This is a genomic window from Tsuneonella litorea (assembly GCF_025154015.1).
Taxonomy (GTDB): Bacteria; Pseudomonadota; Alphaproteobacteria; order Sphingomonadales; family Sphingomonadaceae; genus Tsuneonella; species Tsuneonella litorea.
The window spans coordinates 22,768-43,023 of sequence record NZ_JAOAMV010000009.1 but is presented as its reverse complement, the minus strand read 5'-3'; the positions used below and the strand labels follow the sequence as shown (position 1 = coordinate 43,023).

The window sequence follows — 20,256 nt, the reverse complement described above, 5'->3', positions numbered from 1 at the left end:
CTACCGGCCGGGATGGAAGGGAAAAGTGCGGGAAATTACGGGATCGAGCGGTTAATACCGCATTTACATGTGGAAAAGCCTACGGCCTTGCGTGTGCGCGGACGTCGCACTGCCGGCCGGAAAGCGGCGGAATCCCGGCAATCTTCAGGATGTCTGCGGCTGCGTCCCGCAATTTCCCGTACCCCGCGCGGGCCGGGTCAATCGAACGCGCGGTCGACCAGTTGCGCGAGCACCGGCACGCCCGTTCGGGCATCCCTGTCGCGGTCGAGCAGCGCGGCATCGGCGACAACGGTGACCTCTCCCGCGCCGATTCGGCAGGTCGCGAGGAGGCCGCCCGTGGCGATCGTGCAGTCCGACGGCGCGCCAGGCTCCGCCGGCGCAAGCGTGCCCGCCATGTCGATCGGGATCGTCATTCCATCGACCGTCTCGCTCCGTTCACCCTGGCCCTGGCCTTCGTCGAACCGGAGCTCGAGCCCCCACCGCTTCAGGATCGGCGATAACAGCACCATGCCCTGCGGCCGTCGCCGGTCGCCCAGCACGAAGCGGGAATGTTCGGTGAGGAACGGGTCGGCGAACAGCAACAGGCGACCGCCGCCGCGCACCCAGTTGTCGAGCGCGACGTTCTCGACGGGGGCGAGCGGGCGCGGCTGTGCCATGACCAGCCGGCCGAGGCGCTTGAGTTCGAGACCGTCGAGCGTGTCGAGAGGGACCAGCCGGTTGTCGCGTTCGAGCGCGACGCGAGCCCAGTGGCCACCATTCGCGCCCGCGTCGAGCGCATCGGCGATATCGGCGCTTTCGGCCCAGTAGATCGGCAGCGAGGTGAACAGCCCGAGCGGCGGTTTGTCGCCCGGCGCGGGGGCGTCGGGGAGTATCTGTCCCACGATGCCGGCACCCAGCAACGCCGCGAACAGCCCCGCGGCGGCGAGCCTGACCCTAGGGCCCATCGTCGGGTTCGAGGTCCTGGACCGCCGGCGCGCTGGGGTTCGGCTTGGCCTCGGCCGGAAGGTCGGGGACCACGCCCGCGTCCGCCAGCGGATCGTTGGCGGTGGTCGCCGGACTGGGCTCGACCGTCGCAGCCGCCTGCGGAACGGCGGCATCGTCGCTCTGCTTGGCGCGATCCTCGATCACGTTGGCAAGGCCGACGATGAGCACGATGCCGAGCAGCAGCGATACGCCGACCTGCAGGCGCTGGACCGCCTGGGCGCGCGTCCCGCCGAGTGGCGAGATCGGCGCCTCGTCCTGGGTAACGAGCGTGGGCGGTCGGCCGGCCATCGACCGCAAGGCTAGCCTATGCCGCCAACCAGTCAACTTCTGTCGGTCGGAATGGGCCACCTCAGGCAGGCTTCAGCCAGTCGAAGACCGGCAGCTTCTTCTCCGCCAGCCATTCGGGCGAATAGAGCGTGGAGAGGTAGCGGAAGCCCGTGTCGCACAGGATCGTCGCCACCCGCGCTTCGGGCCCCAGCTGCCTGCCCAGCGCGATCGCGCCGGCGACGTTGATGCCCGACGACAGGCCGAGGCACAGCCCTTCCTCGCGCAGCAGCCGGGCGACCCACTCGAGGCCTTCCTCGTCGGAGACGCGGAACTGGGTGTCGATCGGTGCGCCTTCGAGATTGCCGGTAATCCGGCCCTGGCCGATTCCCTCGGCGACCGAGCTGCCCTCCGATTGCAGTTCGCCGGTGGCGTAATAGCTGTAGAGCGCCGCGCCGTGCGGATCGGTCAGCGCGATCGTCACCTTCTCGTCGCGCTCCTTGAGGCCCATCGCCACGCCCGCGAGCGTGCCGCCCGTGCCGACCGCGCAGGTGAAGCCGTCGATCCGGCCTTCGAGCTGGTCCCAGATCTCCGCCGCGGTGGATTCGATGTGGGCCTTGCGGTTGGCGGTGTTGTCGAACTGGTTGGCCCAGATCGCGCCCGGCGTCTCTTCCGCGAGGCGGCGGCTGGTGTGCACGAAGTGGTTGCAGTCCGAGTACTTCGTCGGCGGCACGAGGACGAGTTCGGCGCCCAGCGCGCGAAGCGTCGCCATCTTCTCGCGGCTCTGGTTGTCGGGCATCACGATGATCGTCCGGTAGCCAAGCGCGTTGCCGACCAGTGCGAGGCCGATGCCGGTATTGCCCGCGGTGCCTTCGACGATCGTGCCACCGGGCTTGAGGTCCCCCGATGCTTCCGCGTCGCGGACTATCCCAAGCGCGGCGCGATCCTTCACGCTGCCACCCGGGTTCAGGAATTCGCACTTTCCAAAGATGTCGCAGCCCGCCTCGGCACTGGGGCCGGCGAGCCGAACGAGCGGGGTATTTCCGATGAGGTCGAGCGCCTGGGCGCGAACAGGGGCAGTCATGGGGGCCGAGCTAGGACCGCGCCCGGCGGGCAGCAACGCAATTCCGGTTTGCGGTCTGCTACCCAGCCTTGGCGGGGCCGTATCTCTCAGTCTTCCTGAGCGATGGTGACCTTGAGCCCGTCGAGATCCGGCGTGAACGGCACCTGGCAGCCGAGCCGCGAGTTCTCGTCACGGTGATCGCTCGATTCGAGCAGGTCGTCTTCGTCTTCGCTCATCGGCGGCAACTTATCCTTGAACGCCGGATCGACGTGGACGTGGCAGGTGGCGCAGGAGCAGCACCCGCCGCACAGCGCCAGCAGTTCGTCGAACCCGTTGTCGCGGATCGCCTCCATCACGGTCAGGCCATCGGCGACATCGACGGCTGTTTCCTCACCGGCGCGGTTGACGACGATCAGCTTGGGCATGGTGGTCAAGGTCCTCGGTTTTGCCCTGTCGGGCGCTCGGCGCGGCTGCTAGGGGCTGGGCGCCGCTTTGGCAAGATTGCCGCGATAATCCGGGAGACGCGAAAGGTGGGCCTCACCGCAAGCCAGATCAGGGAGAGCCTCGACGCGGTCGCCGCGCGCGAACCGGCCATGGCGCGCGCGCTCGAAGCCGCCGGCTATCCCGAGCCGCGCATCCGCGAGCGCGGCCACGCGACGCTGCTGCGGGCGATCGTGGGCCAGCAGGTCAGCGTCGCGGCGGCCGCGAGCATGTGGGCCAGGCTCGAGGCGGAGGTCGGCCCGGCGATGGACCCCGAGGCGATCCTGTCGCGCGATTTCGACACCCTGCGCGCCTGCGGCCTATCGCGCCAGAAGCAGGGCTATGCCCGCTCGCTGTGCGAGCTGGTCGGCGCCGGGGCGATCGACTTCGGCGCCCTGCCCACAGACGACGAGGAGGCGATCGCCGAACTGACGAAGGTGAAGGGCATCGGTCGCTGGACCGCCGAGATCTATCTCCTTTTCGCGGAAGGGAGGCCGGATATCTGGCCCGCCGGCGACCTCGCGGTGCAGGCGGGCCTCGGCAAGATTCTCGGCCTCGACGCGCGCCCGGATGAAAAGGAAACCCGCACGCTTGCCGAAGGCTGGCGGCCGCACCGGGGGGCCACCGCCATTTTCACCTGGCATTGCTACAACAATCCAGCGCTCTAGGGTTGCGACCCCGCGCCCTCCTGTCTTAACACCATAAAACAGCTTGGGGAGATCTACGCCATGGCGCTTGTCAAATCATCGCTCGTCGTCGCTGCCTCGGCGCTCGCGCTGACTGCCTGCACCACCACAAACACTATCGAAGAGGCGCCGATGCCCGCATCCGTCAATGCCGCGGCAGAGGCCGCCCCCCTCATCCCGCGCGAAGTCCTGTTCGGCAATCCCACCCGCAGCGCGGGCCGGCTGAGCCCGGACGGCAAATGGCTGAGCTGGCTCGCCCCGCGCGACGGGGTCATGAACGTCTGGCTCGCCCCGGCAAGCGATCCGGACGCCGCCAGGCCCATGACCGCGGCGAGCGATCGGCCGATCCGGCAATACTTCTGGGCGCCCGACAGCAGGAGCCTGCTCTACATCCAGGACAAGGGCGGCGACGAGAACTTCCTGCTCTACGGGGTCGATATCGCGGGGGGCAGCGAAGCCCTGCTGACCCCGTTCGAGAAAACCACCGTCCAGATGATCGGCAGCTCGAACACGATCAAGGACAAGCTGCTGATCGGCGTGAACAATCGCGACGCGCGGTTCCACGACGTCTACCTGCTCGACCTCGGCAGCGGAAAGATGACCGAGGTGCTGCGAAACGAAGGAGGGTACGCCGGATTTCTCGCCGACGATTCGCTTGCGCTTCGCATGGCGCTGCGGGCCAACGCGGCGGGCGGCATGGACATGTTCCCGATCGTCGACGGCACGGTCGCCGCAACGCCGTCCGAAGCCACCACGCTCGAGGATTCGCTGACGACGTCCCCCGCCGGCTATACCTCCGACGGCAAGACCCTCTACTGGATCGACAGCCGCGGCCGGAATACCGCCGCGCTGGTCGCGCAAGATACTGCGACCGGCGAGAAGACGATCATCGCCGAGAACCCGAAGGCCGATATCGGCGGTGCCCTGTCCAACCCGACGACCGGCAAGGTCGAGGCGTATTCGGTCAATTACCTCAAGACCGAATGGACCGCGCTCGATCCTGCCGTGAAAGCCTCGCTCGACTGGCTCGAGAGCAAGCTAGAAGGCCAGTTCTCGGTGACCAGCCGCACGGACGACGACACCAAGTGGGTCGTGGTGAACGACCCGGTGACATCGCCCGCCAAGGCATGGCTCTACGACCGAAAGGCGTCCACCCTCACCGAGTTCTATACCGCCCGTCCCGACCTCGTGGGGATGCCGCTCCAGCCGATGCATCCGCTCGAGATTCCGGCGCGCGACGGCAAAACGCTCGTTAGCTACCTCACCCTCCCGCCCGGCAGCGATATCGACCGCGACGGCCTGCCCGAAACCCCGGTGCCCCTGGTCGTGCTGGTTCACGGCGGTCCGTGGGGCCGCGACAGCTATGGCTACAATCCCTATCACCAGTGGCTCGCCAACCGGGGCTATGCGGTGATGAGCGTGAACTTCCGCGGCTCGACCGGGCTGGGCAAGGACTTCATTTCGGCAGGCGACCTCCAGTGGGGCCGGGCGATGCAGGACGACCTCGACGACGCCATGGACTGGGCGGTCGGCAAGGGCATCGCGCCGAGGGACAAGGTGGCGATCATGGGCGGCAGCTACGGCGGCTATGCCACGCTTGCCGGCATGGCCTTCACGCCCGAGCGGTGGGCCTGCGGCGTCGACATCGTCGGCCCTTCCAACCTCGAGACACTGCTGAAGACGATCCCGCCCTACTGGACGCCGATCGTGAACCAGTTCCACCAGCGAATGGGCAACCCGAACACGCCCGACGGCCTCGCCATGCTCAAGGAGCGCAGCCCGCTCTACAGCGCCGGGAACATCGTGCGGCCGCTGCTGATCGGCCAGGGCGCCAACGATCCGCGTGTCAACCAGGCCGAAAGCGACCAGATCGTCGAGGCGATGAAGGCCAAGGGCATCCCGGTCACCTACGTTCTGTTCCCGGACGAAGGGCATGGCTTTGCCCGGCCGGCGAACAACATCGCGTTCAACGCGGTTGCCGAGAACTTCCTCGCCACCTGCCTTGGCGGGCGGGCGGAGCCGATCGGCGAGGCGGTCGCCAATTCGACAGCGAAAGTAATCGAGGGCGCGGGATACGTCCGGGGGCTTGCTGACCAGGGCCAGTAGCAATCGGCCACCCATCGCGCTATCGCCCGGAGGCGGCGGCGCGGGAGTGGGACATGAGCACGCGGAAGGCGATCTTCATTACGGGCGGCGGATCGGGCATCGGCCGCGCCATTGCCGAATACTTCGCGGGGCGCGGCTGGTTCGTCGGGCTCGGTGACGTCGATGCGGCGGGGATGCAGGAAACCCAGGCGCGCATCGGCGATGCCGGACATGGCGGGTTTTCCTTTGCCCATCGCTTCGACGTGCGCGACCGGGCGGCGTGGGACACTGCGCTGTCCGCATTCTCGACCGCCGCGGGGGGACGCATCGACGTCGTCGCCAACAACGCCGGCATTCCGCTCGGCGGCGCGCTCGACACGAACACGACAGAAGAGATCGAACGCTGCCTCGACATCAACCTCAAGGGCGTGCTGTTCGGCGCGCAGGCCGCCCTGCCGCACCTGAAGAAGACCGCGCCCGGATCGTGCCTGCTCAACACCGCCAGCGCGGCGGGCCTGTACGGCACGAGCGGGGCAAGCGTCTATTCGGCGACCAAGTTCGGGGTTCGCGCGATCACCGAGGCGCTCGACGCGGAATGGGCCGAACACGGCGTCAAGGTGCGTGACCTGATGCCGGGGTTCATCGACACCCCGCTCATCGACAAGACGCCCAACCAGGCGACGAACGAATCGATCCGCACCCGCGTGATCGAAGGGGGTCTGGAAATAACCCCCGTGCTAGAAGTCGCCCAGGCCGCTTGGGACGCGGTGCATGGCGAAAGGCTGCACACCCTCGTCGGCAAGACCGCCCGGCGCGCCGCCTTCGCGAGCCGGTGGATGCCCGGCCGGATGCGCAAGCGCGCGCGCGCCTCTTCCCGGCCGCTAGGCCACTAGCGCGTCCATCGCCTTTGCCATCGCCACGTCGCGCTGGCTGACCCCGCCCGCGTCGTGCGTGGTCAGCGTGACCTCGACGCGGTTGTAGACGTTGAACCATTCGGGATGATGGTCGGCTTTCTCGGCAAGCAGCGCGGCGCGGGTCATGAAGGCGAACGCCTCGCTGAAGTCGGTGAAGGTGAAAGTCCGTTCGATCGCCTTGCCCTCGCGGGACAGGCTCCAGCCGGCGAGCTCCGCCAGCGCCGCGTTGCGTTCGGTTTCGGTCAGTTCGGCAATCGCCATGGCGTGCGTTCCTTTTGTTTCCCGGCCTCGCTTGTCGGTCACGCGCCCATGGCCTAACGCCGCCGACGATGGAAGGGGCCCGTCTCGCCGCACACGATCTCGCCTGCCGCCGGGGCGACCGGGTCCTGTTCGCGGGGCTGTCGTTTGCGCTGACGCCGGGCGAGGCCTTGCAGGTCAGCGGCGCCAACGGCACCGGCAAGTCGAGCCTGCTGCGCATCCTCGCAGGCCTGCTGCGCCCTTTCGCGGGCGCGGTCGAAAGCAGCGGCCCGATCGCCCTGCTCGACGGCAACCTGCCGCTCGACGAGCACCTCCCGCTAAGCGAAGCCCTGGCGTTCTGGGGGCGGATCGACGGCACTCTCTCAGGCCGCGACGCGGGGCTCGCCGCAATCGATGATGTGCCCGTCCGGTTTCTCTCGACCGGCCAGCGCAAGCGCGCGGCGGTGCTGCAGTCGAACCCGCGCCGCGGCGGCATCTGGCTGCTCGACGAACCGCTCAACGGCCTCGACACCCAGGCCGCGCGGTCCCTGGAGGCGCGGATCGCCGATCATTGCGCGGACGGCGGAATCGCGGTGATCGCATCGCACCAGCCGTTCGCGCTTCCGGGCCTGCGGACGATCGCGCTGGCGGAGTTCGCGCCGTGAGCCTGCTGGCCGCCCTGCTCCGCCGCGACCTCGGCCTGCTGTTCGGCGGCGGCCGCGGCGGACCGTGGCTGCCGGTGCTGTTCTTCGTCGCGGTGGCGGTGCTGTTTCCCTTTGCCGTGGGGCCGGATGCGCCGCTGCTCGCGCGGACCGGCGGCGGCGTCCTGTGGGTCGCCGCGCTCCTCGCCGCGATCCTGCCGATCGACCGGCTCGTCGCGCCCGACCTCGAAGCGGGGTTCTTCGACCAGTTCGCGCTTCGCGGGATATCGGAGGAGCTGGTACTCGCCGTGCGGCTCCTCGCGCATTGGCTCAGCTTCGGCCCGCTGCTTCTCGTCGCCGCGCTTCCCGGCGCTGCGCTGCTGGGCCTCTCGAGCGGAACGACCCGCCTCCTGCTCCTCGGCCTGGTGGCAGGCACCCCCGGCCTCGCCGCGATCGGCCTGACCATTTCCGCCCTCACGGCAACGTTGCGCACGGGTGTGGCTCTGGGCGGCCTGCTGCTGATCCCGCTGGCGGTACCGATCCTGATCTTCGGCGCGGGCGCGCTCGCCAACCCCGACGGCGCGGGACTGGCATTGTGCGCGGCTATCAGCCTGGCGTTGTGCGCGATCGCGCCCTTCGCGGCCGGGTCCGCGGTGCGCGCGGCGCGCGAGGGCTAGGCGTAGGGCGGCTTGTCGCGGCCCGCCGGACTCTGCGTGAAGATCTCGTTGCCGTCCTCGGTGATGCCGATCGAGTGCTCGAACTGCGCGGAGAGCGACTTGTCGCGGGTCACCGCGGTCCAGCCGTCGCTCAGCAGCTTCACCCACGGGCGGCCGAGGTTGATCATCGGCTCGATGGTCATGAACATGCCGGGACGAAGTTCGGGGCCGGTGCCCGCCTTCGCGGCATGGACGACTTCCGGCGCGTCGTGGAACAGGCGGCCCAGGCCATGGCCGCAGAACTCGCGCACCACGCCGTAGCGGTGCTTTTCGGCGTGCGCCTGGATCGCCGCGCCGATGTCGCCGAGCCGCGCACCGGGCTGCGCCTTCTCGATCCCGATCATCAGGCATTCGTGCGTCACGTCGACCAGCCGTCGCGCCTTGAGCGGGACGTCGCCGACGAGGTACATCCGGCTGGTATCGCCGTGCCAGCCGTCGAGCAGCGGGGTCACGTCGATATTGACGATGTCACCGTCCTTCAGCGCCTTGTCGCCGGGAATGCCGTGGCACACCACGTGGTTCACCGAGATGCAGCAAGAATGCGTGTAGCCGCGATAGCCGAGGGTGGCGGGCACCGCCCCGCCGTCGAGCGTCATCTGGCGCACCACGTCGTCGAGCGCGCCGGTGGTGACGCCCGGCTGCACTATGTCGGCCAGCGCGTCGAGAATCTCCGCCGCGAGCCGCCCGGCCTTGCGCATCCCCTCGAAACCCTCGGGGCCGTGGAGCTTGATCGTGCCGTCGCGGATGACGGTCTCGGTGCCGGTGACGGTCTGGTATTCGGTCATCCGGCGCACATAGGCGCTGGCAAGCGAAAAGTCACCGCTTGGCGCTGAACGCGCTGGCAAAGGCCGGCTTTACCGCGCCGAGCATTTCGGAGGTCATCGGGAAATCGAGTTCGTACGCCCCCTCGGCATAAGGGCCGGCGACGTAGGGGCCGTACCACACGGTGATCCGGTCGAAGGTCTGGCCGTTCGAAGATCCGACTAGGATAGTTGCCTCGTCAAGGCCGGGACAGTCATCGAACATTCCGCCCCCACCGCCCAAGTCCGTACCGCGTCGCTCGGTCCGCTCGGCGTCGAGCGCCCGGCACAGGTCGCCTCGCATCGCCGCCTCGAGCGTGCCCGGCGAGCGGAAGAGGTCGATTCCGTCGATCGCATTCTTCGCCTGCTTGTCCCACACCAGCGATTCGAGGCCGTACATCCCGTGCGCGCCCCCGCTGAATGTCGAGAACGCGCCCGACAGGCTGAGGTAGCCGGGCAGGTCGGCGACGACCTTCCAGTCCTCGCGCCAGCTGTGCGGATTGAACGGATAGCCGCTCGCCTTCGCGTCGGCCTGCCCCGCCCTCGCTTCTGCGATCAGGTCGGCCTTCGCCTTGTCGGCCGCGGCCTTCAGTCTTTTCGCCAGTTCGGGATGCGCTCCCACCTGCGCCGGGTAGGAAAACGCATAGCTGAAGAGGTCGTTGTTTTCCGACTCGGCGTAGGCCGCGCGCTTGGCGTCGCCGGGCGAAGCCGCCACGCTCGCTTTCGCCTCGGCCGTTCGCTCGACGCCCGTCCTGCCGGCCATCTCTTCGGGCGACGAGCAGGCGGCAAGCATCAGCAGCGCGGGCAGCAACGGCCGGATCGGCATTGGAATCCTCGCAAGGGTCGCTAGGTGAGACGGGTATGAGCAAGCAGCCCGAACTTATCCAGCCCGATCGCGGCCAGAACGCCGTCTCGATCCACCTCGTCAACAAGGACGGTTTCGCCGACTGGGCTAAATCGCTCACCAGGGGCCAGCGCGCCGCGCTCGAAGCCCAGAAGTTCGACGGTAGCGGCTACCAGGTCGGCATCGTGCCCGACGGAGACGACTGGTTCGCGGTCGGCGGGGTGGCGAACCCCGACAGCCTGTCGAGCTGGTGCATGGCCAAGCTTGCCGAGGTCCTTCCCGAAGGCACCTACCGGCGCGCGAACGGCGAGCCCGGCTCCGCCCTGTTCGGCTGGCAGACCGCGCAGTACCGCTTCACCCGCTACAAGGACGACGACAAGGCGGCCGGCGCACGCGTGCTGCTGACCAGGGACGCAAAGGCGATCGAGCCCGCGATCGCCGAGGCGCAGGCCGCGATGAAGGTCGCCACGCTCGTCAACACGCCGGCCGAGGACATGGGCCCCGCCGCGCTCGAGGCCGAGGTCGAGGCGCTCGCCAAGGCGCACAAGGCGAAGCTCTCGGTCACCAAGGGCGAGGCGCTCGAGCGCGAGTACCCGATGGTCCACGCCGTCGGCCGCGCCGCAGCACGCGAGCACGCGCCGCGTCTGCTCCACCTGACCTGGGGCGACGAGAAGAACCCCGTCCTCGCAATCGTCGGCAAGGGGGTGTGCTTCGATTCCGGCGGACTCGACATCAAGGGGGCGACCGGCATGGCGCTGATGAAGAAGGACATGGGCGGTGCCGCGCACGCGATCGCGCTCGCGGGCCTGATCATGGGCGCCGGGCTGAAGGTGCGGCTGCACCTGCTGGTGCCCGCGGTCGAGAACGCGATCGCGGGCAACGCCTTCCGCCCGGGCGACGTGCTCGCCAGCCGCAAGGGCCTGACGGTCGAGATCGGCAATACCGACGCCGAAGGTCGGCTCATCCTCGGCGATGCGCTGACACGCGCGAGCGAGGAAAAGCCTGACCTCATCATCGACTTCGCCACCCTGACCGGAGCGGCGCGAGTCGCATTGGGACCCGACCTACCTGCGCTGATGGCCCGCCGCGACGCGACGGCGCAGGCGCTGATCGAGGCGGGCAAGGCGCACGACGACGAACCGTGGCGCCTGCCGCTTCCCGAGGCCTACAACGAGTACCTCAAGTCCGATATCGCCGATACCAACAACGCGGCGACCAACGGCTATGCCGGGGCAAGCGTGGCGGGCCTGTTCCTCGACAAGTTCGTTGGCGACGGCATCGACTGGGCGCACTTCGATACCTTCGCCTGGCGCCCTGCGGCAAAGCCCGGCCGGCCCAAGGGCGGCGCCGCGCTCGGCCTGCGCGCGGCATGGCACATGCTACAGACCCGCTACGGCTGAGAGCGCCATCGCCATCGCCAATACCGCGGTCGCGCAATTGACGATGAACGCGGCGGCCGAGGCCATATCCTTCGCCCGCCCGATCACCGGGCTCCGTCCGGGGTGCACGCAGTCGCACAGCGCCTCGAACGCGGCGTTCATCGCCTCGAACGCCCAGCCGCATGCGATTGCCAGCACGATCACCGCCCACCACCACCCCGCAGGCTGGAGGGCCGCCATGCAAGCCAGCAGCAGCCCCGACGCAGCGAGGTGGTCCCGGAAGCTGCGCTCGGAACGCCAGGCCGCACGCAATCCTGCGAGGCTGTAGCCCGCCCTCCTGATCATCCCGGCGCCTTTCATGGCCGGCCCTCGCCGCGAATCACGCGCCCGTCGATCCGCATGTCTGCGTCCGTCAGGAAGCGCACGAACAGCGCGCCCCACGACCGCTCGGCGTACAGCTCGTCGTAGAACTCGGGCGCCGCTAGGCGCAGCTGCGGCAACCGGCTCCACGGAATGCGCGCGATATCGTGATGCTCGTTGTGATAGCCCGCGTTGAAAACCAGACGGTTGAGCACGCCGTAGTAAGAGTTGGTCTCCTGCCTGTCGCGCAGCGTGCAGTGCTCCTGAATGAACCGTGCGCCCAGCGGGTGGAGGCCGAGCGAAAAGCAGTTCGCTGCCAGCAGGTACCCCAGCGCCTGCCAACCGAACGCGATCACGATCGCCGCGTTGAACATCGCCTGCAGCACGAGGTTGAGCGCAAACCAGCGGTCCGCCATCGAAACCTCGCGGATGCGCGCCGTCCGCATCGATTGCAGCAGCGGGTTCGCGGCGAGCCACAGGGCCTTTCGCACGGCGCAGTTGCGCACGAAGCGACACTCCCACCGTGCCGGCACGTCGACGTCGAGCCGTGCGTGACCCGGGTGGCGGTGGTGCAGCAGGTGATATGTCCGGAACGGCGCCCCGACCGGCAGCCCGAGCGGAAGCGAGGCGATGATGCCCAGGCGCCGATTGCCGGCGACGCGCGGCAGGACCAGGTCGTGCGAGCACTCGTGAACCAGGGTCCACAGCGCGAGCGCGAGGAACGCGCCGACGCACCATGCGAGGATCAGCATTCCCCCACCACGGAAAGAGGGATGCTATCGCGGCGAGCGCGACCTGTGTGCTGCCCACGATGATGATCCAGTGCAGCGTGCGCGGCTCAAGGCCGATCAGCGCCCGCAACTCGGGATGGGCCTTTAGCAGCGCGATCCGCCGCGCGCGGTGTGGATCGCGGTGGAAAGTCGCCTTGTTCAGAGGTTGCATGGTGGTCTCCCTTCCGGACCGATCGATCGGTTCGGAAGGGATCTGCGGGGAGATGCATCTGCTTGCGCCGCGCGATGCACCGGGGTGCACTCTTCGTTAGGCGAGTGCGGGCTAACTTGCCCGCTCACGCGCTTGCGTCTAAGCGCGCGCCACGCAATTCCCCGGGGCCGACCTTCACAGTGACCGACGCGACCGAATATCCGCTTCCGCAAGGCCAGCTTTCGCTGTCAGGCCCGGTCGCGCGCCCGGCGGTCGGAACCGTGGCGATCCGCGGCGACCTTGCCCACATCGCGCTCGCCGATCGGTATCTCTGCGCGCACTACGTGGTGCCGCAGGTGCGCACGATCGGCACGGCTGGCGCGACCCTGCTCTGCCAGCCGCGCGAGGGATCGGATCCCGTCATGCGGCTCGAGGCCGGCACGCGGTTCGAGGCGCTCGACTACGCCGGTCCGTGGTGCTGGGGCTGCCTCGGCCCGGAAGGGCCGTCGGGCTATCTCCACCTCGCCGAACTCGTCTCGGAAAGCTGACCACATGGGGTCGAGCGTCTTCATCGACGGCGCGGTGGGCACCACCGGCCTCGAGATCGCCGAGCGGCTTGGTGGACGGTCCGAGTTCGAGCTCGTCACCTTGGACGAGGCGCGGCGCAAGGACGCCGGAGCCCGTCGCGAGGCGCTGAACGACGCGGATTTCGCGGTCCTGTGCCTGCCGGACGAAGCCGCCCGCGAAGCCGTTTCCCTGCTCGACCCGGCAAGCGGCACGCGCGTCATAGACGCCTCGACCGCGCACCGCGTCGCCGAGGGATGGACCTACGGCTTTCCCGAGGTGGTCGGACGCGAGGCGGTCGCCGGGGCCATGCGGGTGTCCAATCCCGGCTGCTATTCGACCGGCTTCATCGCGCTCCTCGCGCCGCTGGTGCGCGCCGGGCTGCTGCCCGCGGACTGGCCGTACACCTGCAACGCGGTCTCCGGCTATTCGGGCGGGGGCAAGAACCTGATCGCCCGGTTCGAGGACGATCCCGACATCGCCTGGCGCGGCTATGCGCTGGCGCTCGGACACAAGCACGTGCCCGAGATGCAGGCCCTTTGCGCCCTCGAGAAAGCGCCGCTGTTCACCCCTGCGGTGGTCCCGGCGCACCGCGGGATGGTCGTCGAGGTGCCGCTGCCGCTCTCGGCAATGCCCGCCGCCGCCGGGCCCGATGCGCTGCACGCCCACCTCGCTGCCTTTTACGCTGGCAGCGCGGTGGTCCGGATGGGTTCCGCCCCGCAGGACGGCGAACTGCTGCTGCGCGGCTCGCGCGCGCCGTCTGACGCGATGGACCTCCACGTGTTCGCCGCGGCCGACGGATCGCAGGCGCGGCTCGTCGCGGTGCTCGACAACCTCGGCAAGGGCGCGAGCGGCGCGGCGGTCCAGTCGCTCAACCTGATGGCCGGACTCGACGAGACGGCGGGATTGCGGTTGCCCAAAAAATAGGCAGCGGCTGCACGGAGGACGGGCAGCATCGTTTGCGCCGGCTTAGAAAATTGCTCGAGCCTACGTTGGGGCGAGCCGTTTCTGTCCAAAAGCGCCCTTTCAACCGCCCTTCCGATGTCCTAGGCGACCGGGGCGGCCTTGGCACGATTCTTGAAGACCGGGCACGCATGGACATCACGAGGGCCGGTCGCCTTCGCGCGCTGGCGCGAACGGGGGCTGGCCGAATGCGCAAGACCGAGCGGAATGTGGGGGTCACGTGAAAAAGATCGAAGCGATCATCAAGCCGTTCAAGCTCGATGAGGTGAAGGAAGCGCTGCACGAAGTCGGCGTCTCGGGCATCACCGTCACCGAGGCGAAGGGCTTTGGCCGCCAGAAGGGCCACACCGAGCTGTACCGCGGGGCGGAATACGTCGTCGACTTCCTGCCCAAGGTGAAGCTCGAGGTGATCGTCGCCGACGACCAGGCCGAGCGCGTGGTCGAGGCGATCGCAGGCGCCGCGCAGACGGGCCGCATCGGCGACGGCAAGATCTTCGTCTCCACCATCGATTCCGCCCTGCGCATCCGCACTGGCGAAAAGGACGACGCCGCCATCTGAGTTTCGCGGCCGGGGCGCAATCGCCGGCCAGATCCATCCCCGCCCGACCGCAAACGGGCAACCCAAGAGGAAATGACATGTCGAAAGCGAAGGACGTCCTCAAGCAGATCGAAGAGAACGAGGTCGAATGGGTCGACCTGCGCTTCACCGATCCGAAGGGCAAGTGGCAGCACCTGACAATGGTTTCGAGCGTCCTCGGCGAGGACGAACTCGAGGACGGGCTGATGTTCGACGGTTCGTCGATCGCCGGCTGGAAGGTCATCAACGAGAGCGACATGATCCTCAAGCCCGACCTCGACGCGGTCTACATGGACCCGTTCAGCGCGACCCCGATGATGATCGTGTTCTGCGACATCGTCGAACCGTCGACCGGCGAATGGTACGCCCGCGACCCGCGCTCGACCGCCAAGCGGGCCGAGAACTTCCTCAAGTCGACCGGCATCGGCGACACCGTCTACGTCGGCCCCGAGGCCGAGTTCTTCATGTTCGACGACGTCCGCTTCGAGGACGGCTACGCGGCGAGCGGCTACCGGATCGACGACATCGAGCTGCCGACCAACACGGGGCGCGACTACGAGGCGGGCAACCTCGCCCACCGTCCGCGCGCCAAGGGCGGCTATTTCCCCGTCGCCCCGGTGGACAGCGCGGTCGACATCCGCGGCGAGATGGTCACCACAATGATCGAAATGGGCCTGCCGTGCGACAAGCACCACCACGAGGTGGCCGCCGCGCAGCACGAACTCGGCCTCACCTTCGGCAAGCTGGTCGAGACCGCCGACCGGATGCAGATCTACAAGTACGTCGTGCACCAGGTCGCCCACGCCTATGGCAAGACCGCGACCTTCATGCCCAAGCCGATCAAGGACGATAACGGCAGCGGCATGCACACCCACATGTCGATCTGGGACGGTGGCAAGCCGCTGTTCGCCGGCAACGGCTATGCCGGACTGTCCGACATGTGCCTCTATTTCATCGGCGGCGTGATCAAGCACGCCAAGGCGCTGAACGCCTTCACCAACCCGACGACCAACAGCTACAAGCGGCTGGTCCCGGGCTTCGAGGCGCCGGTGCTGCTGGCCTATTCGGCGCGCAACCGCTCGGCCTCGTGCCGGATCCCCTACGGCGCGGGCGAAAAGGCCAAGCGGGTGGAATTCCGCTTCCCCGACGCGATGGCGAACCCCTACCTCGCCTACGCCGCGCTGCTGATGGCGGGCCTCGACGGGATCCAGAACAAGATTCACCCCGGCGACGCGATGGACAAGAACCTCTACGACCTGCCGCCGGCAGAGCTCGCCGAGGTCCCGACCGTGTGCGGCTCCCTGCGCGAGGCGCTCGAGAGCCTCGACGCCGACCACGAGTTCCTGCTCAAGGGCGATGTCTTCACCAAGGACCAGATCGACGCCTACGTCGAACTGAAGTGGGACGAGGTCAGCCGCTGGGAGACCACGCCGAGCTCGGTCGAATACGACATGTACTTCAGCGCCTGATCCATCGAGGCGTGAGCGCAAGAAAGGGGCGTCCGGTTTGCCGGGCGCCCCTTTTCTTTCGATATTCCATGGGATAACCCTGTTCTGCCATTGCCGGGGGCGATCGCTTCGGGCTGGATATGGTGCCCGTGCCAGGGGGGTCCGGGCCAGCATTCATTCGCCAGGGACGCCATGCCTAATCATTCCCGAGCTCTTGCATTCCTCAGCGGCATGGCCGCCGTGATCGCAACACCCGCACACGCCAACTGGCGCGTCGCCGAAACCGAGCACTTCATCTACTACTCGGAGGCGCCGGCCGACGAGCTGGTGGAGACCGTCAGCCGGATGGAGACGTTCGACACGCTCGTCCGCGCGCTTACCGGTAACACGCGGCCCGCCAGCCCGGTCAAGGTGACGATGTTCGAAGTCGCCGACATGGACGAGGTCAACGCGACCTTTCCCTATCCGATGCAGGGCGTGGGCGGCTACTACAACAGCACGGCCGACGGTCCGTTTCTGGTGACCTTCCGCAATGTCCTGCGTGCCGGCCGCAACAGCGCGAAAAAGGCGTCGCGCCAGTCGTACGACTGGGGACCGGAGGTTCGCCAGCACGAGTACCTGCACCATTACATGTACCAGTATTTCAATGCGAACTACCCGAGCTGGTACTCGGAAGGGTTCGCCGAATACTACGGCACGATGGCCTTCCCCGAAACGAACGTCGTCGAGATCGGCCATGCGCCCTACTTCCGCATCGACACGATCCGCGGCAATTCCTGGCTGCCGACCAGAAAACTGCTGACCGCCAAGTCGTATAGCGACGTGGGAGATGATATCGGACAGCTCTATGCCCAGGGGTGGCTGCTCACACATCTCGGAGCGCAGAACAAGGAGCGCGGGGCGCAGCTGCAACGGTACCTCAAGGCGGTTGCGACCGGAGTCCCCTACGAAAAGGCGGCGACCGACTCGTTCGGCGACCTCGATGCGCTCGACAAGGAACTTCGCCAGCACAAGAGCAATATCCAGGCGATGCGCCTGTCGCTCAAGCCGATGGATTTCGGCGAGATTCCGGTGCGGGAACTGAACGACATGGAAAGCCAGCTGATGCGCTATCGCATCCGCCTCTATTCCGGCTATCCGGTGTCGGCCCTGCCCAAGATCATCAGCGCCGTGGCGGATATCCGCAAGGCTGCCCCCGAAAACGTGATGGGGCTGGAAATCCAGTCGCAACTGGAAAACCTGGCCGGCAGGCACGCGGCGGCGCTCGAAACCGCCGAGCACCTGCTGCGTGTCGACCCGAACAACGTGATCGGCCTGACCGAGAAGGGCGAGGCACTCGTCGGCCAGCTCGCGCGGGGCGCTAGCGAAGACCAGCTGACCGCCGCGCGCGAACCGCTGCACCGGGCCATCGCGCTGTCAGCGGTTGCCACCGCGCCGCGGGTGGCCCTGTTCAAGAGCTTTCTCCAGCAAGGGGCCCTGCCGTCCCTCGTGGCACAGAACCACATGGTCGAGGCATTCCAGCTCCTCCCCCAGAACGAGGAAATCCGCTACCTCCTCGCCAGGGATTTCGAGAACCGCGGCCTGGTCGACGACGCAATCGCGATCATCGAGCCGGCCGCCTATGGCGCGTTCGACGGCGACGAAAAAGAGAAGAAGCGCCGCGGGAAGCTGGTCGCCACCTATGCCGAGAAATACACCAACATCGACAACTACGAGACTCCGCGCGATATGCTCGACCGGCTGGAAGCGAAGAAGGACGGTCGCTTCGACGAGAAGACGGGCGCGATCACGCCGAAGCCCCAGCCGGCCGAGGTGACCGCGTCCTGATCCTTCGCCGCTGACCGGGGCGCCTTGCCGGCAGGGCTCCCGGTTTTTTCATTTTCCTACACGGCTCCGGCCTGTCTAGTCACGCTGCCTCGATTCGCCGCGCACGAGGCCGCCCATGCACCGCAAGCCGATCTTCGATGCCGTTCGACGCCTTCTCGGGCGCGGCTTCACGCGCGCGGACATCGCCCTCCTCGATGCCGCGATCGACGCCGCCACCGAAGACCGAGATGCTGCCGTCGTCCCGTGCGCGCGGGCCTCGGAACGGGACCACCCGCGACGCTGCGTGAGCGCAGCCGGCATCGCCCTTATCCAGCAGTTCGAGGGGTTCGCCCGCCTGCGGTCCGACGGGCTGGTCGAGGCCTATCCGGATCCGGGTTCCGGCGGCGCCCCGTGGACGATCGGATGGGGCGCGACCGGGCCGGACATCGGTCCGGATACGGTCTGGACCCGCAGCCAGTGCGAAGCCCGCCTGGTCGCCGATCTTGCCCGCCATGCCGCGGCGGTCAGCAAGGCGATCGGCGATGCACCGACGAGCCAGCCGCAGTTCGATGCGCTCGTCAGCTTCCACTACAACACCGGCGCGATCGCACGGGCAACGCTGACCCGGCGCCATGTGGCGGGGGATTTCGCCGGGGCGCGGCGCGAGTTCGGCCGCTGGACCCGGGCCGGCGGCCGGGTTCTCAAGGGCCTCGTCCGGCGGCGCGAGGCAGAAGCCCGGCGCTATGCGCAGGAATCCTGAAACAGGCAAAATTTCATTTTATTTCCGTATTTTAACATTCGTTGTCAGTCGTTCATGGAACTGTCGCGCGGCGCCCGCCGTTCAGCGGAGCAAAAGGAGATGCATGATGCGCAAGTTTCTGATGAGCGCGGCCGCCATCGCCCTCGCCGCGGGCGGCGCTTATGCCGACCCCGGCAATGGCAAGGGCAAGGGTGCCGACAAGGCTGGCGGCCACGCCGCCATGGAGGCCCACGGAGCTGGCCACGGTGACGGCGGAAAACTGGACAGGGGAGCGTCGATGAAGGCAGCTGCCCATTCCGATCATGGCCCCAGGGCAAACGACGCGCGGGGACCCCGCGAGAAGCCCGATAGACCCGACCGAGGCCCCCCGGAAAAGGCCGCGAAATCCGATCGTGCGTCCCAGGCCAATCAGGCGCGCAAGGTCGAGCGTTCGGTCGAACGCCGTCCCGACCGCGACTATCGCCGGGGCGATGACCGCGATTACCGCCGCGAGGGCTATCGCGAAGTGCGAACCGTGTCGTTCGGCGACCGCGACCGCTATGGTTACATAGAAGGCTGCCCCCCAGGACTCGCCAAGAAGAACCACGGCTGCATGCCCCCGGGGCTCGCCAAGAAGCGCGCGGGCTGGGAAGACCGCTATTTCCGCCCGTCGTACTTCGGCTACCGATCGCTCGGCGACGGTCGTTACTATTACGACGACGGCTACCTCTACCGGACCGGTGCGAACGGCTCGATCCTGGGATACATCCCGCTGCTGGGCGGCGCCTTGTCGATCGGCAACCCGTGGCCGAGCTACTACCAGCCGGTTTCGGTGCCCGACTATTACGTCGATTACTACAACCTCGGCCCCGCCAACAGCTACCGCTATGCCGATAACGTGCTCTACCGCGTCGATCCCGAGACGGCGGCGATCACTTCGATCGCGGCGCTGCTGACCGGCGACCAGTTTGCGGTCGGACAGCCGATGCCGTCGGGCTACGATGTCTACAACGTGCCCTACGCCTATCGCGACCGGTACTACGACACGCCCGACAGGTATTACCGCTATTCGGACGGGTACGTTTACCAAGTCGATCCGACCACGCAGCTGATCCAGGCTGCCATCCAGCTGCTGACATGAGGGACGTGATGATGCCCAAGATGAATCCCATCGCGGCAGCCGCCGCACTCGCGCTCCTTTCGCCCCTGGCCGCCTGTTCGCAGTCGGACAACGCGAGCGAAGCCGATGGCCCGACGACGTCTGCGGCCAACCGCACGCTGGCGGCGGCGATCGGCGGGGCGCCCGACCTGACCACCCTGTCGGGCGCACTGTCGGAGGCCGGGCTGGCCGACATATTCGACGGTCCCGGCAGCTACACCATCCTCGCGCCCGACGACGGCGCCTTCGGATCAACCGACGGCGAGACCGCCGCGCTCAAGGACGATGCCCACCGGGCGGAACTGGTCGCGGTATTGCGCGGACATATCCTGCCTGGCCACCTAACCCTCGACGCGATCCGCAAGGCGATCGCCGATCGCAAGGGGCCGGTGACGATGACCACGCTCGATGATGGAGAAGTCACCTTCTCCGAAGTGGGCGGGTCGGTCGTCGTGACGGGCAGCGACGGATCAAAGGCGACCATCGAAGGCGATCCGCTTGTCGCGAGCAACGGCGTCGTCCTGCCGGTCGACGGCTTCGTCAAGCAGCCTGAAGTCGCGCCCGCGGCCTGACCCTGCCCCTCTTCCGCCGCACCCGGGGAGCCGGCGGCTTCCCGGGCGTCCGGG

22 protein-coding genes and 2 pseudogenes are annotated in these 20,256 nt (G+C 67.8%); 14 read left to right on the top strand and 10 right to left on the bottom strand.

Features of this window, described 5'->3' with window-relative positions; translation table 11 throughout:
* Positions 1–197: 197 nt before the first annotated feature.
* The 4 genes from N0B51_RS14305 to N0B51_RS14290 form a co-directional block, all read right to left on the bottom strand.
* Positions 198–944 carry a motility-associated ABC transporter substrate-binding family protein gene (locus N0B51_RS14305; protein ID WP_259963266.1) on the bottom strand — a complete coding sequence of 249 codons (747 nt, stop codon included), beginning with the start codon at positions 942–944 and terminating at the stop codon, positions 198–200.
* Positions 934–1,272 (bottom strand): hypothetical protein, encoded by a 339-nt coding sequence (locus N0B51_RS14300; RefSeq protein WP_259963265.1) that lies wholly within the window; start codon positions 1,270–1,272, stop codon positions 934–936. The genes N0B51_RS14305 and N0B51_RS14300 overlap by 11 nt, the downstream gene beginning before the upstream one ends.
* A 61-nt stretch (positions 1,273–1,333) precedes the next feature.
* Positions 1,334–2,332, bottom strand: coding sequence for a cysteine synthase A (locus tag N0B51_RS14295; RefSeq protein ID WP_259963264.1), 999 nt, complete (start codon positions 2,330–2,332; stop codon positions 1,334–1,336).
* A gap of 86 nt (positions 2,333–2,418) precedes the next feature.
* Complete coding sequence (locus N0B51_RS14290) at positions 2,419–2,736, bottom strand: 2Fe-2S iron-sulfur cluster-binding protein (protein WP_259963263.1); 318 nt, start codon at positions 2,734–2,736, stop codon at positions 2,419–2,421.
* Between the two features lie 105 nt (positions 2,737–2,841).
* Here N0B51_RS14290 and N0B51_RS14285 point away from each other — a divergent pair, with 105 nt between their 5' ends.
* From N0B51_RS14285 to N0B51_RS14275, 3 genes are read left to right on the top strand one after another with little or no spacing between them, the layout of a single operon-like run.
* Positions 2,842–3,459, top strand: a complete 618-nt coding sequence (locus tag N0B51_RS14285) for a DNA-3-methyladenine glycosylase family protein (RefSeq protein WP_259963262.1) — start codon at positions 2,842–2,844, stop codon at positions 3,457–3,459.
* Positions 3,460–3,519: 60 nt separating this feature from the next.
* The gene (locus tag N0B51_RS14280) at positions 3,520–5,583 is read left to right on the top strand and encodes a S9 family peptidase (protein ID WP_259963261.1); all 2,064 of its coding nucleotides are present in this window, start codon (positions 3,520–3,522) and stop codon (positions 5,581–5,583) included.
* Positions 5,584–5,636: 53 nt separating this feature from the next.
* Positions 5,637–6,455 carry an SDR family oxidoreductase gene (locus N0B51_RS14275; protein WP_259963260.1) on the top strand — a complete coding sequence of 273 codons (819 nt, stop codon included), beginning with the start codon at positions 5,637–5,639 and terminating at the stop codon, positions 6,453–6,455.
* On the opposite strand, the gene N0B51_RS14270 is transcribed toward N0B51_RS14275, so the two are convergent.
* Positions 6,444–6,737, bottom strand: a complete 294-nt coding sequence (locus tag N0B51_RS14270; protein WP_259963259.1) for a 4a-hydroxytetrahydrobiopterin dehydratase — start codon at positions 6,735–6,737, stop codon at positions 6,444–6,446. The genes N0B51_RS14275 and N0B51_RS14270 overlap by 12 nt on opposite strands.
* A 68-nt stretch (positions 6,738–6,805) precedes the next feature.
* Between N0B51_RS14270 and ccmA the strand changes: the two genes are divergently transcribed.
* Together ccmA and N0B51_RS14260 are read left to right on the top strand one after the other, a co-directional pair.
* Complete coding sequence (gene ccmA / locus N0B51_RS14265; RefSeq protein WP_259963258.1) at positions 6,806–7,378, top strand: heme ABC exporter ATP-binding protein CcmA; 573 nt, start codon at positions 6,806–6,808, stop codon at positions 7,376–7,378.
* Positions 7,375–8,031: a heme exporter protein CcmB gene (locus tag N0B51_RS14260; RefSeq protein ID WP_259963257.1), complete on the top strand. Its 657-nt coding sequence runs from the start codon at positions 7,375–7,377 to the stop codon at positions 8,029–8,031. Before ccmA ends, N0B51_RS14260 begins: the two co-directional genes overlap by 4 nt.
* Here the strand turns inward: N0B51_RS14260 and map are convergent.
* Positions 8,028–8,855 (bottom strand): type I methionyl aminopeptidase, encoded by an 828-nt coding sequence (map, locus tag N0B51_RS14255; protein WP_259963256.1) that lies wholly within the window; start codon positions 8,853–8,855, stop codon positions 8,028–8,030. The genes N0B51_RS14260 and map overlap by 4 nt on opposite strands.
* A gap of 31 nt (positions 8,856–8,886) precedes the next feature.
* Positions 8,887–9,696, bottom strand: a complete 810-nt coding sequence (locus N0B51_RS14250; RefSeq protein ID WP_259963255.1) for a PdaC/SigV domain-containing protein — start codon at positions 9,694–9,696, stop codon at positions 8,887–8,889.
* Between the two features lie 35 nt (positions 9,697–9,731).
* On the opposite strand from N0B51_RS14250, the gene N0B51_RS14245 reads away from it, so the two are divergent.
* On the top strand, positions 9,732–11,114 hold the full coding sequence (locus N0B51_RS14245; protein WP_259963254.1) for a leucyl aminopeptidase family protein: 1,383 nt from the start codon (positions 9,732–9,734) through the stop codon (positions 11,112–11,114).
* Here N0B51_RS14245 and N0B51_RS14240 read toward each other — a convergent pair.
* The 3 genes and pseudogenes from N0B51_RS14240 to N0B51_RS14910 form a co-directional block, all read right to left on the bottom strand.
* Positions 11,094–11,411 (bottom strand): annotated as a pseudogene (locus N0B51_RS14240) (diacylglycerol kinase); the annotation flags it as partial. The gene N0B51_RS14245 and the pseudogene N0B51_RS14240 overlap by 21 nt on opposite strands.
* 38 nt (positions 11,412–11,449) lie before the next feature.
* Positions 11,450–12,205, bottom strand: coding sequence for a fatty acid desaturase (locus N0B51_RS14235; protein ID WP_259963252.1), 756 nt, complete (start codon positions 12,203–12,205; stop codon positions 11,450–11,452).
* A 91-nt stretch (positions 12,206–12,296) separates the two neighbouring features.
* Positions 12,297–12,395 (bottom strand): annotated as a pseudogene (locus N0B51_RS14910) (hypothetical protein); the annotation flags it as partial.
* A gap of 179 nt (positions 12,396–12,574) precedes the next feature.
* Here N0B51_RS14910 and N0B51_RS14230 point away from each other — a divergent pair.
* The 8 genes from N0B51_RS14230 to N0B51_RS14195 all read left to right on the top strand — a co-directional run bounded on the left by N0B51_RS14230 (position 12,575) and on the right by N0B51_RS14195 (position 20,202).
* On the top strand, positions 12,575–12,922 hold the full coding sequence (locus tag N0B51_RS14230) for a hypothetical protein (RefSeq protein ID WP_259963251.1): 348 nt from the start codon (positions 12,575–12,577) through the stop codon (positions 12,920–12,922).
* A 4-nt stretch (positions 12,923–12,926) separates the two neighbouring features.
* Positions 12,927–13,865, top strand: a complete 939-nt coding sequence (argC, locus tag N0B51_RS14225; RefSeq protein ID WP_259963250.1) for an N-acetyl-gamma-glutamyl-phosphate reductase — start codon at positions 12,927–12,929, stop codon at positions 13,863–13,865.
* 256 nt (positions 13,866–14,121) lie between these two features.
* Positions 14,122–14,460 (top strand): P-II family nitrogen regulator, encoded by a 339-nt coding sequence (locus tag N0B51_RS14220; protein ID WP_259963249.1) that lies wholly within the window; start codon positions 14,122–14,124, stop codon positions 14,458–14,460.
* Between the two features lie 77 nt (positions 14,461–14,537).
* Positions 14,538–15,947 (top strand): type I glutamate--ammonia ligase, encoded by a 1,410-nt coding sequence (gene glnA / locus N0B51_RS14215; RefSeq protein ID WP_259963248.1) that lies wholly within the window; start codon positions 14,538–14,540, stop codon positions 15,945–15,947.
* A 210-nt stretch (positions 15,948–16,157) separates the two neighbouring features.
* Positions 16,158–17,753 (top strand): DUF1570 domain-containing protein, encoded by a 1,596-nt coding sequence (locus N0B51_RS14210; protein WP_259963247.1) that lies wholly within the window; start codon positions 16,158–16,160, stop codon positions 17,751–17,753.
* Between the two features lie 115 nt (positions 17,754–17,868).
* Entirely contained in the window at positions 17,869–18,492 is a 624-nt protein-coding gene (locus tag N0B51_RS14205; protein WP_259963246.1) for a lysozyme, read from the top strand.
* A gap of 103 nt (positions 18,493–18,595) precedes the next feature.
* Positions 18,596–19,612 carry a hypothetical protein gene (locus N0B51_RS14200; protein ID WP_259963245.1) on the top strand — a complete coding sequence of 339 codons (1,017 nt, stop codon included), beginning with the start codon at positions 18,596–18,598 and terminating at the stop codon, positions 19,610–19,612.
* Between the two features lie 8 nt (positions 19,613–19,620).
* The gene (locus tag N0B51_RS14195; RefSeq protein WP_259963244.1) at positions 19,621–20,202 is read left to right on the top strand and encodes a fasciclin domain-containing protein; all 582 of its coding nucleotides are present in this window, start codon (positions 19,621–19,623) and stop codon (positions 20,200–20,202) included.
* Positions 20,203–20,256 lie beyond the last annotated feature (54 nt).

Coding starts and splice junctions, on each gene's coding strand:
- N0B51_RS14305 (WP_259963266.1), bottom strand. CDS start 944: ATGGGCCCTAGGGTCAGGCTCGCCGCCGCGGGGCTGTTCGCGGCGTTG.
- N0B51_RS14300 (WP_259963265.1), bottom strand. CDS start 1,272: ATGGCCGGCCGACCGCCCACGCTCGTTACCCAGGACGAGGCGCCGATC.
- N0B51_RS14295 (WP_259963264.1), bottom strand. CDS start 2,332: ATGACTGCCCCTGTTCGCGCCCAGGCGCTCGACCTCATCGGAAATACC.
- N0B51_RS14290 (WP_259963263.1), bottom strand. CDS start 2,736: ATGCCCAAGCTGATCGTCGTCAACCGCGCCGGTGAGGAAACAGCCGTC.
- N0B51_RS14280 (WP_259963261.1), top strand. CDS start 3,520: ATGGCGCTTGTCAAATCATCGCTCGTCGTCGCTGCCTCGGCGCTCGCG.
- N0B51_RS14275 (WP_259963260.1), top strand. CDS start 5,637: ATGAGCACGCGGAAGGCGATCTTCATTACGGGCGGCGGATCGGGCATC.
- N0B51_RS14270 (WP_259963259.1), bottom strand. CDS start 6,737: ATGGCGATTGCCGAACTGACCGAAACCGAACGCAACGCGGCGCTGGCG.
- ccmA (WP_259963258.1), top strand. CDS start 6,806: ATGGAAGGGGCCCGTCTCGCCGCACACGATCTCGCCTGCCGCCGGGGC.
- map (WP_259963256.1), bottom strand. CDS start 8,855: ATGACCGAATACCAGACCGTCACCGGCACCGAGACCGTCATCCGCGAC.
- N0B51_RS14250 (WP_259963255.1), bottom strand. CDS start 9,696: ATGCCGATCCGGCCGTTGCTGCCCGCGCTGCTGATGCTTGCCGCCTGC.
- N0B51_RS14245 (WP_259963254.1), top strand. CDS start 9,732: ATGAGCAAGCAGCCCGAACTTATCCAGCCCGATCGCGGCCAGAACGCC.
- N0B51_RS14235 (WP_259963252.1), bottom strand. CDS start 12,205: ATGCTGATCCTCGCATGGTGCGTCGGCGCGTTCCTCGCGCTCGCGCTG.
- argC (WP_259963250.1), top strand. CDS start 12,927: ATGGGGTCGAGCGTCTTCATCGACGGCGCGGTGGGCACCACCGGCCTC.
- glnA (WP_259963248.1), top strand. CDS start 14,538: ATGTCGAAAGCGAAGGACGTCCTCAAGCAGATCGAAGAGAACGAGGTC.
- N0B51_RS14210 (WP_259963247.1), top strand. CDS start 16,158: ATGGCCGCCGTGATCGCAACACCCGCACACGCCAACTGGCGCGTCGCC.
- N0B51_RS14205 (WP_259963246.1), top strand. CDS start 17,869: ATGCACCGCAAGCCGATCTTCGATGCCGTTCGACGCCTTCTCGGGCGC.
- N0B51_RS14200 (WP_259963245.1), top strand. CDS start 18,596: ATGATGCGCAAGTTTCTGATGAGCGCGGCCGCCATCGCCCTCGCCGCG.
- N0B51_RS14195 (WP_259963244.1), top strand. CDS start 19,621: ATGATGCCCAAGATGAATCCCATCGCGGCAGCCGCCGCACTCGCGCTC.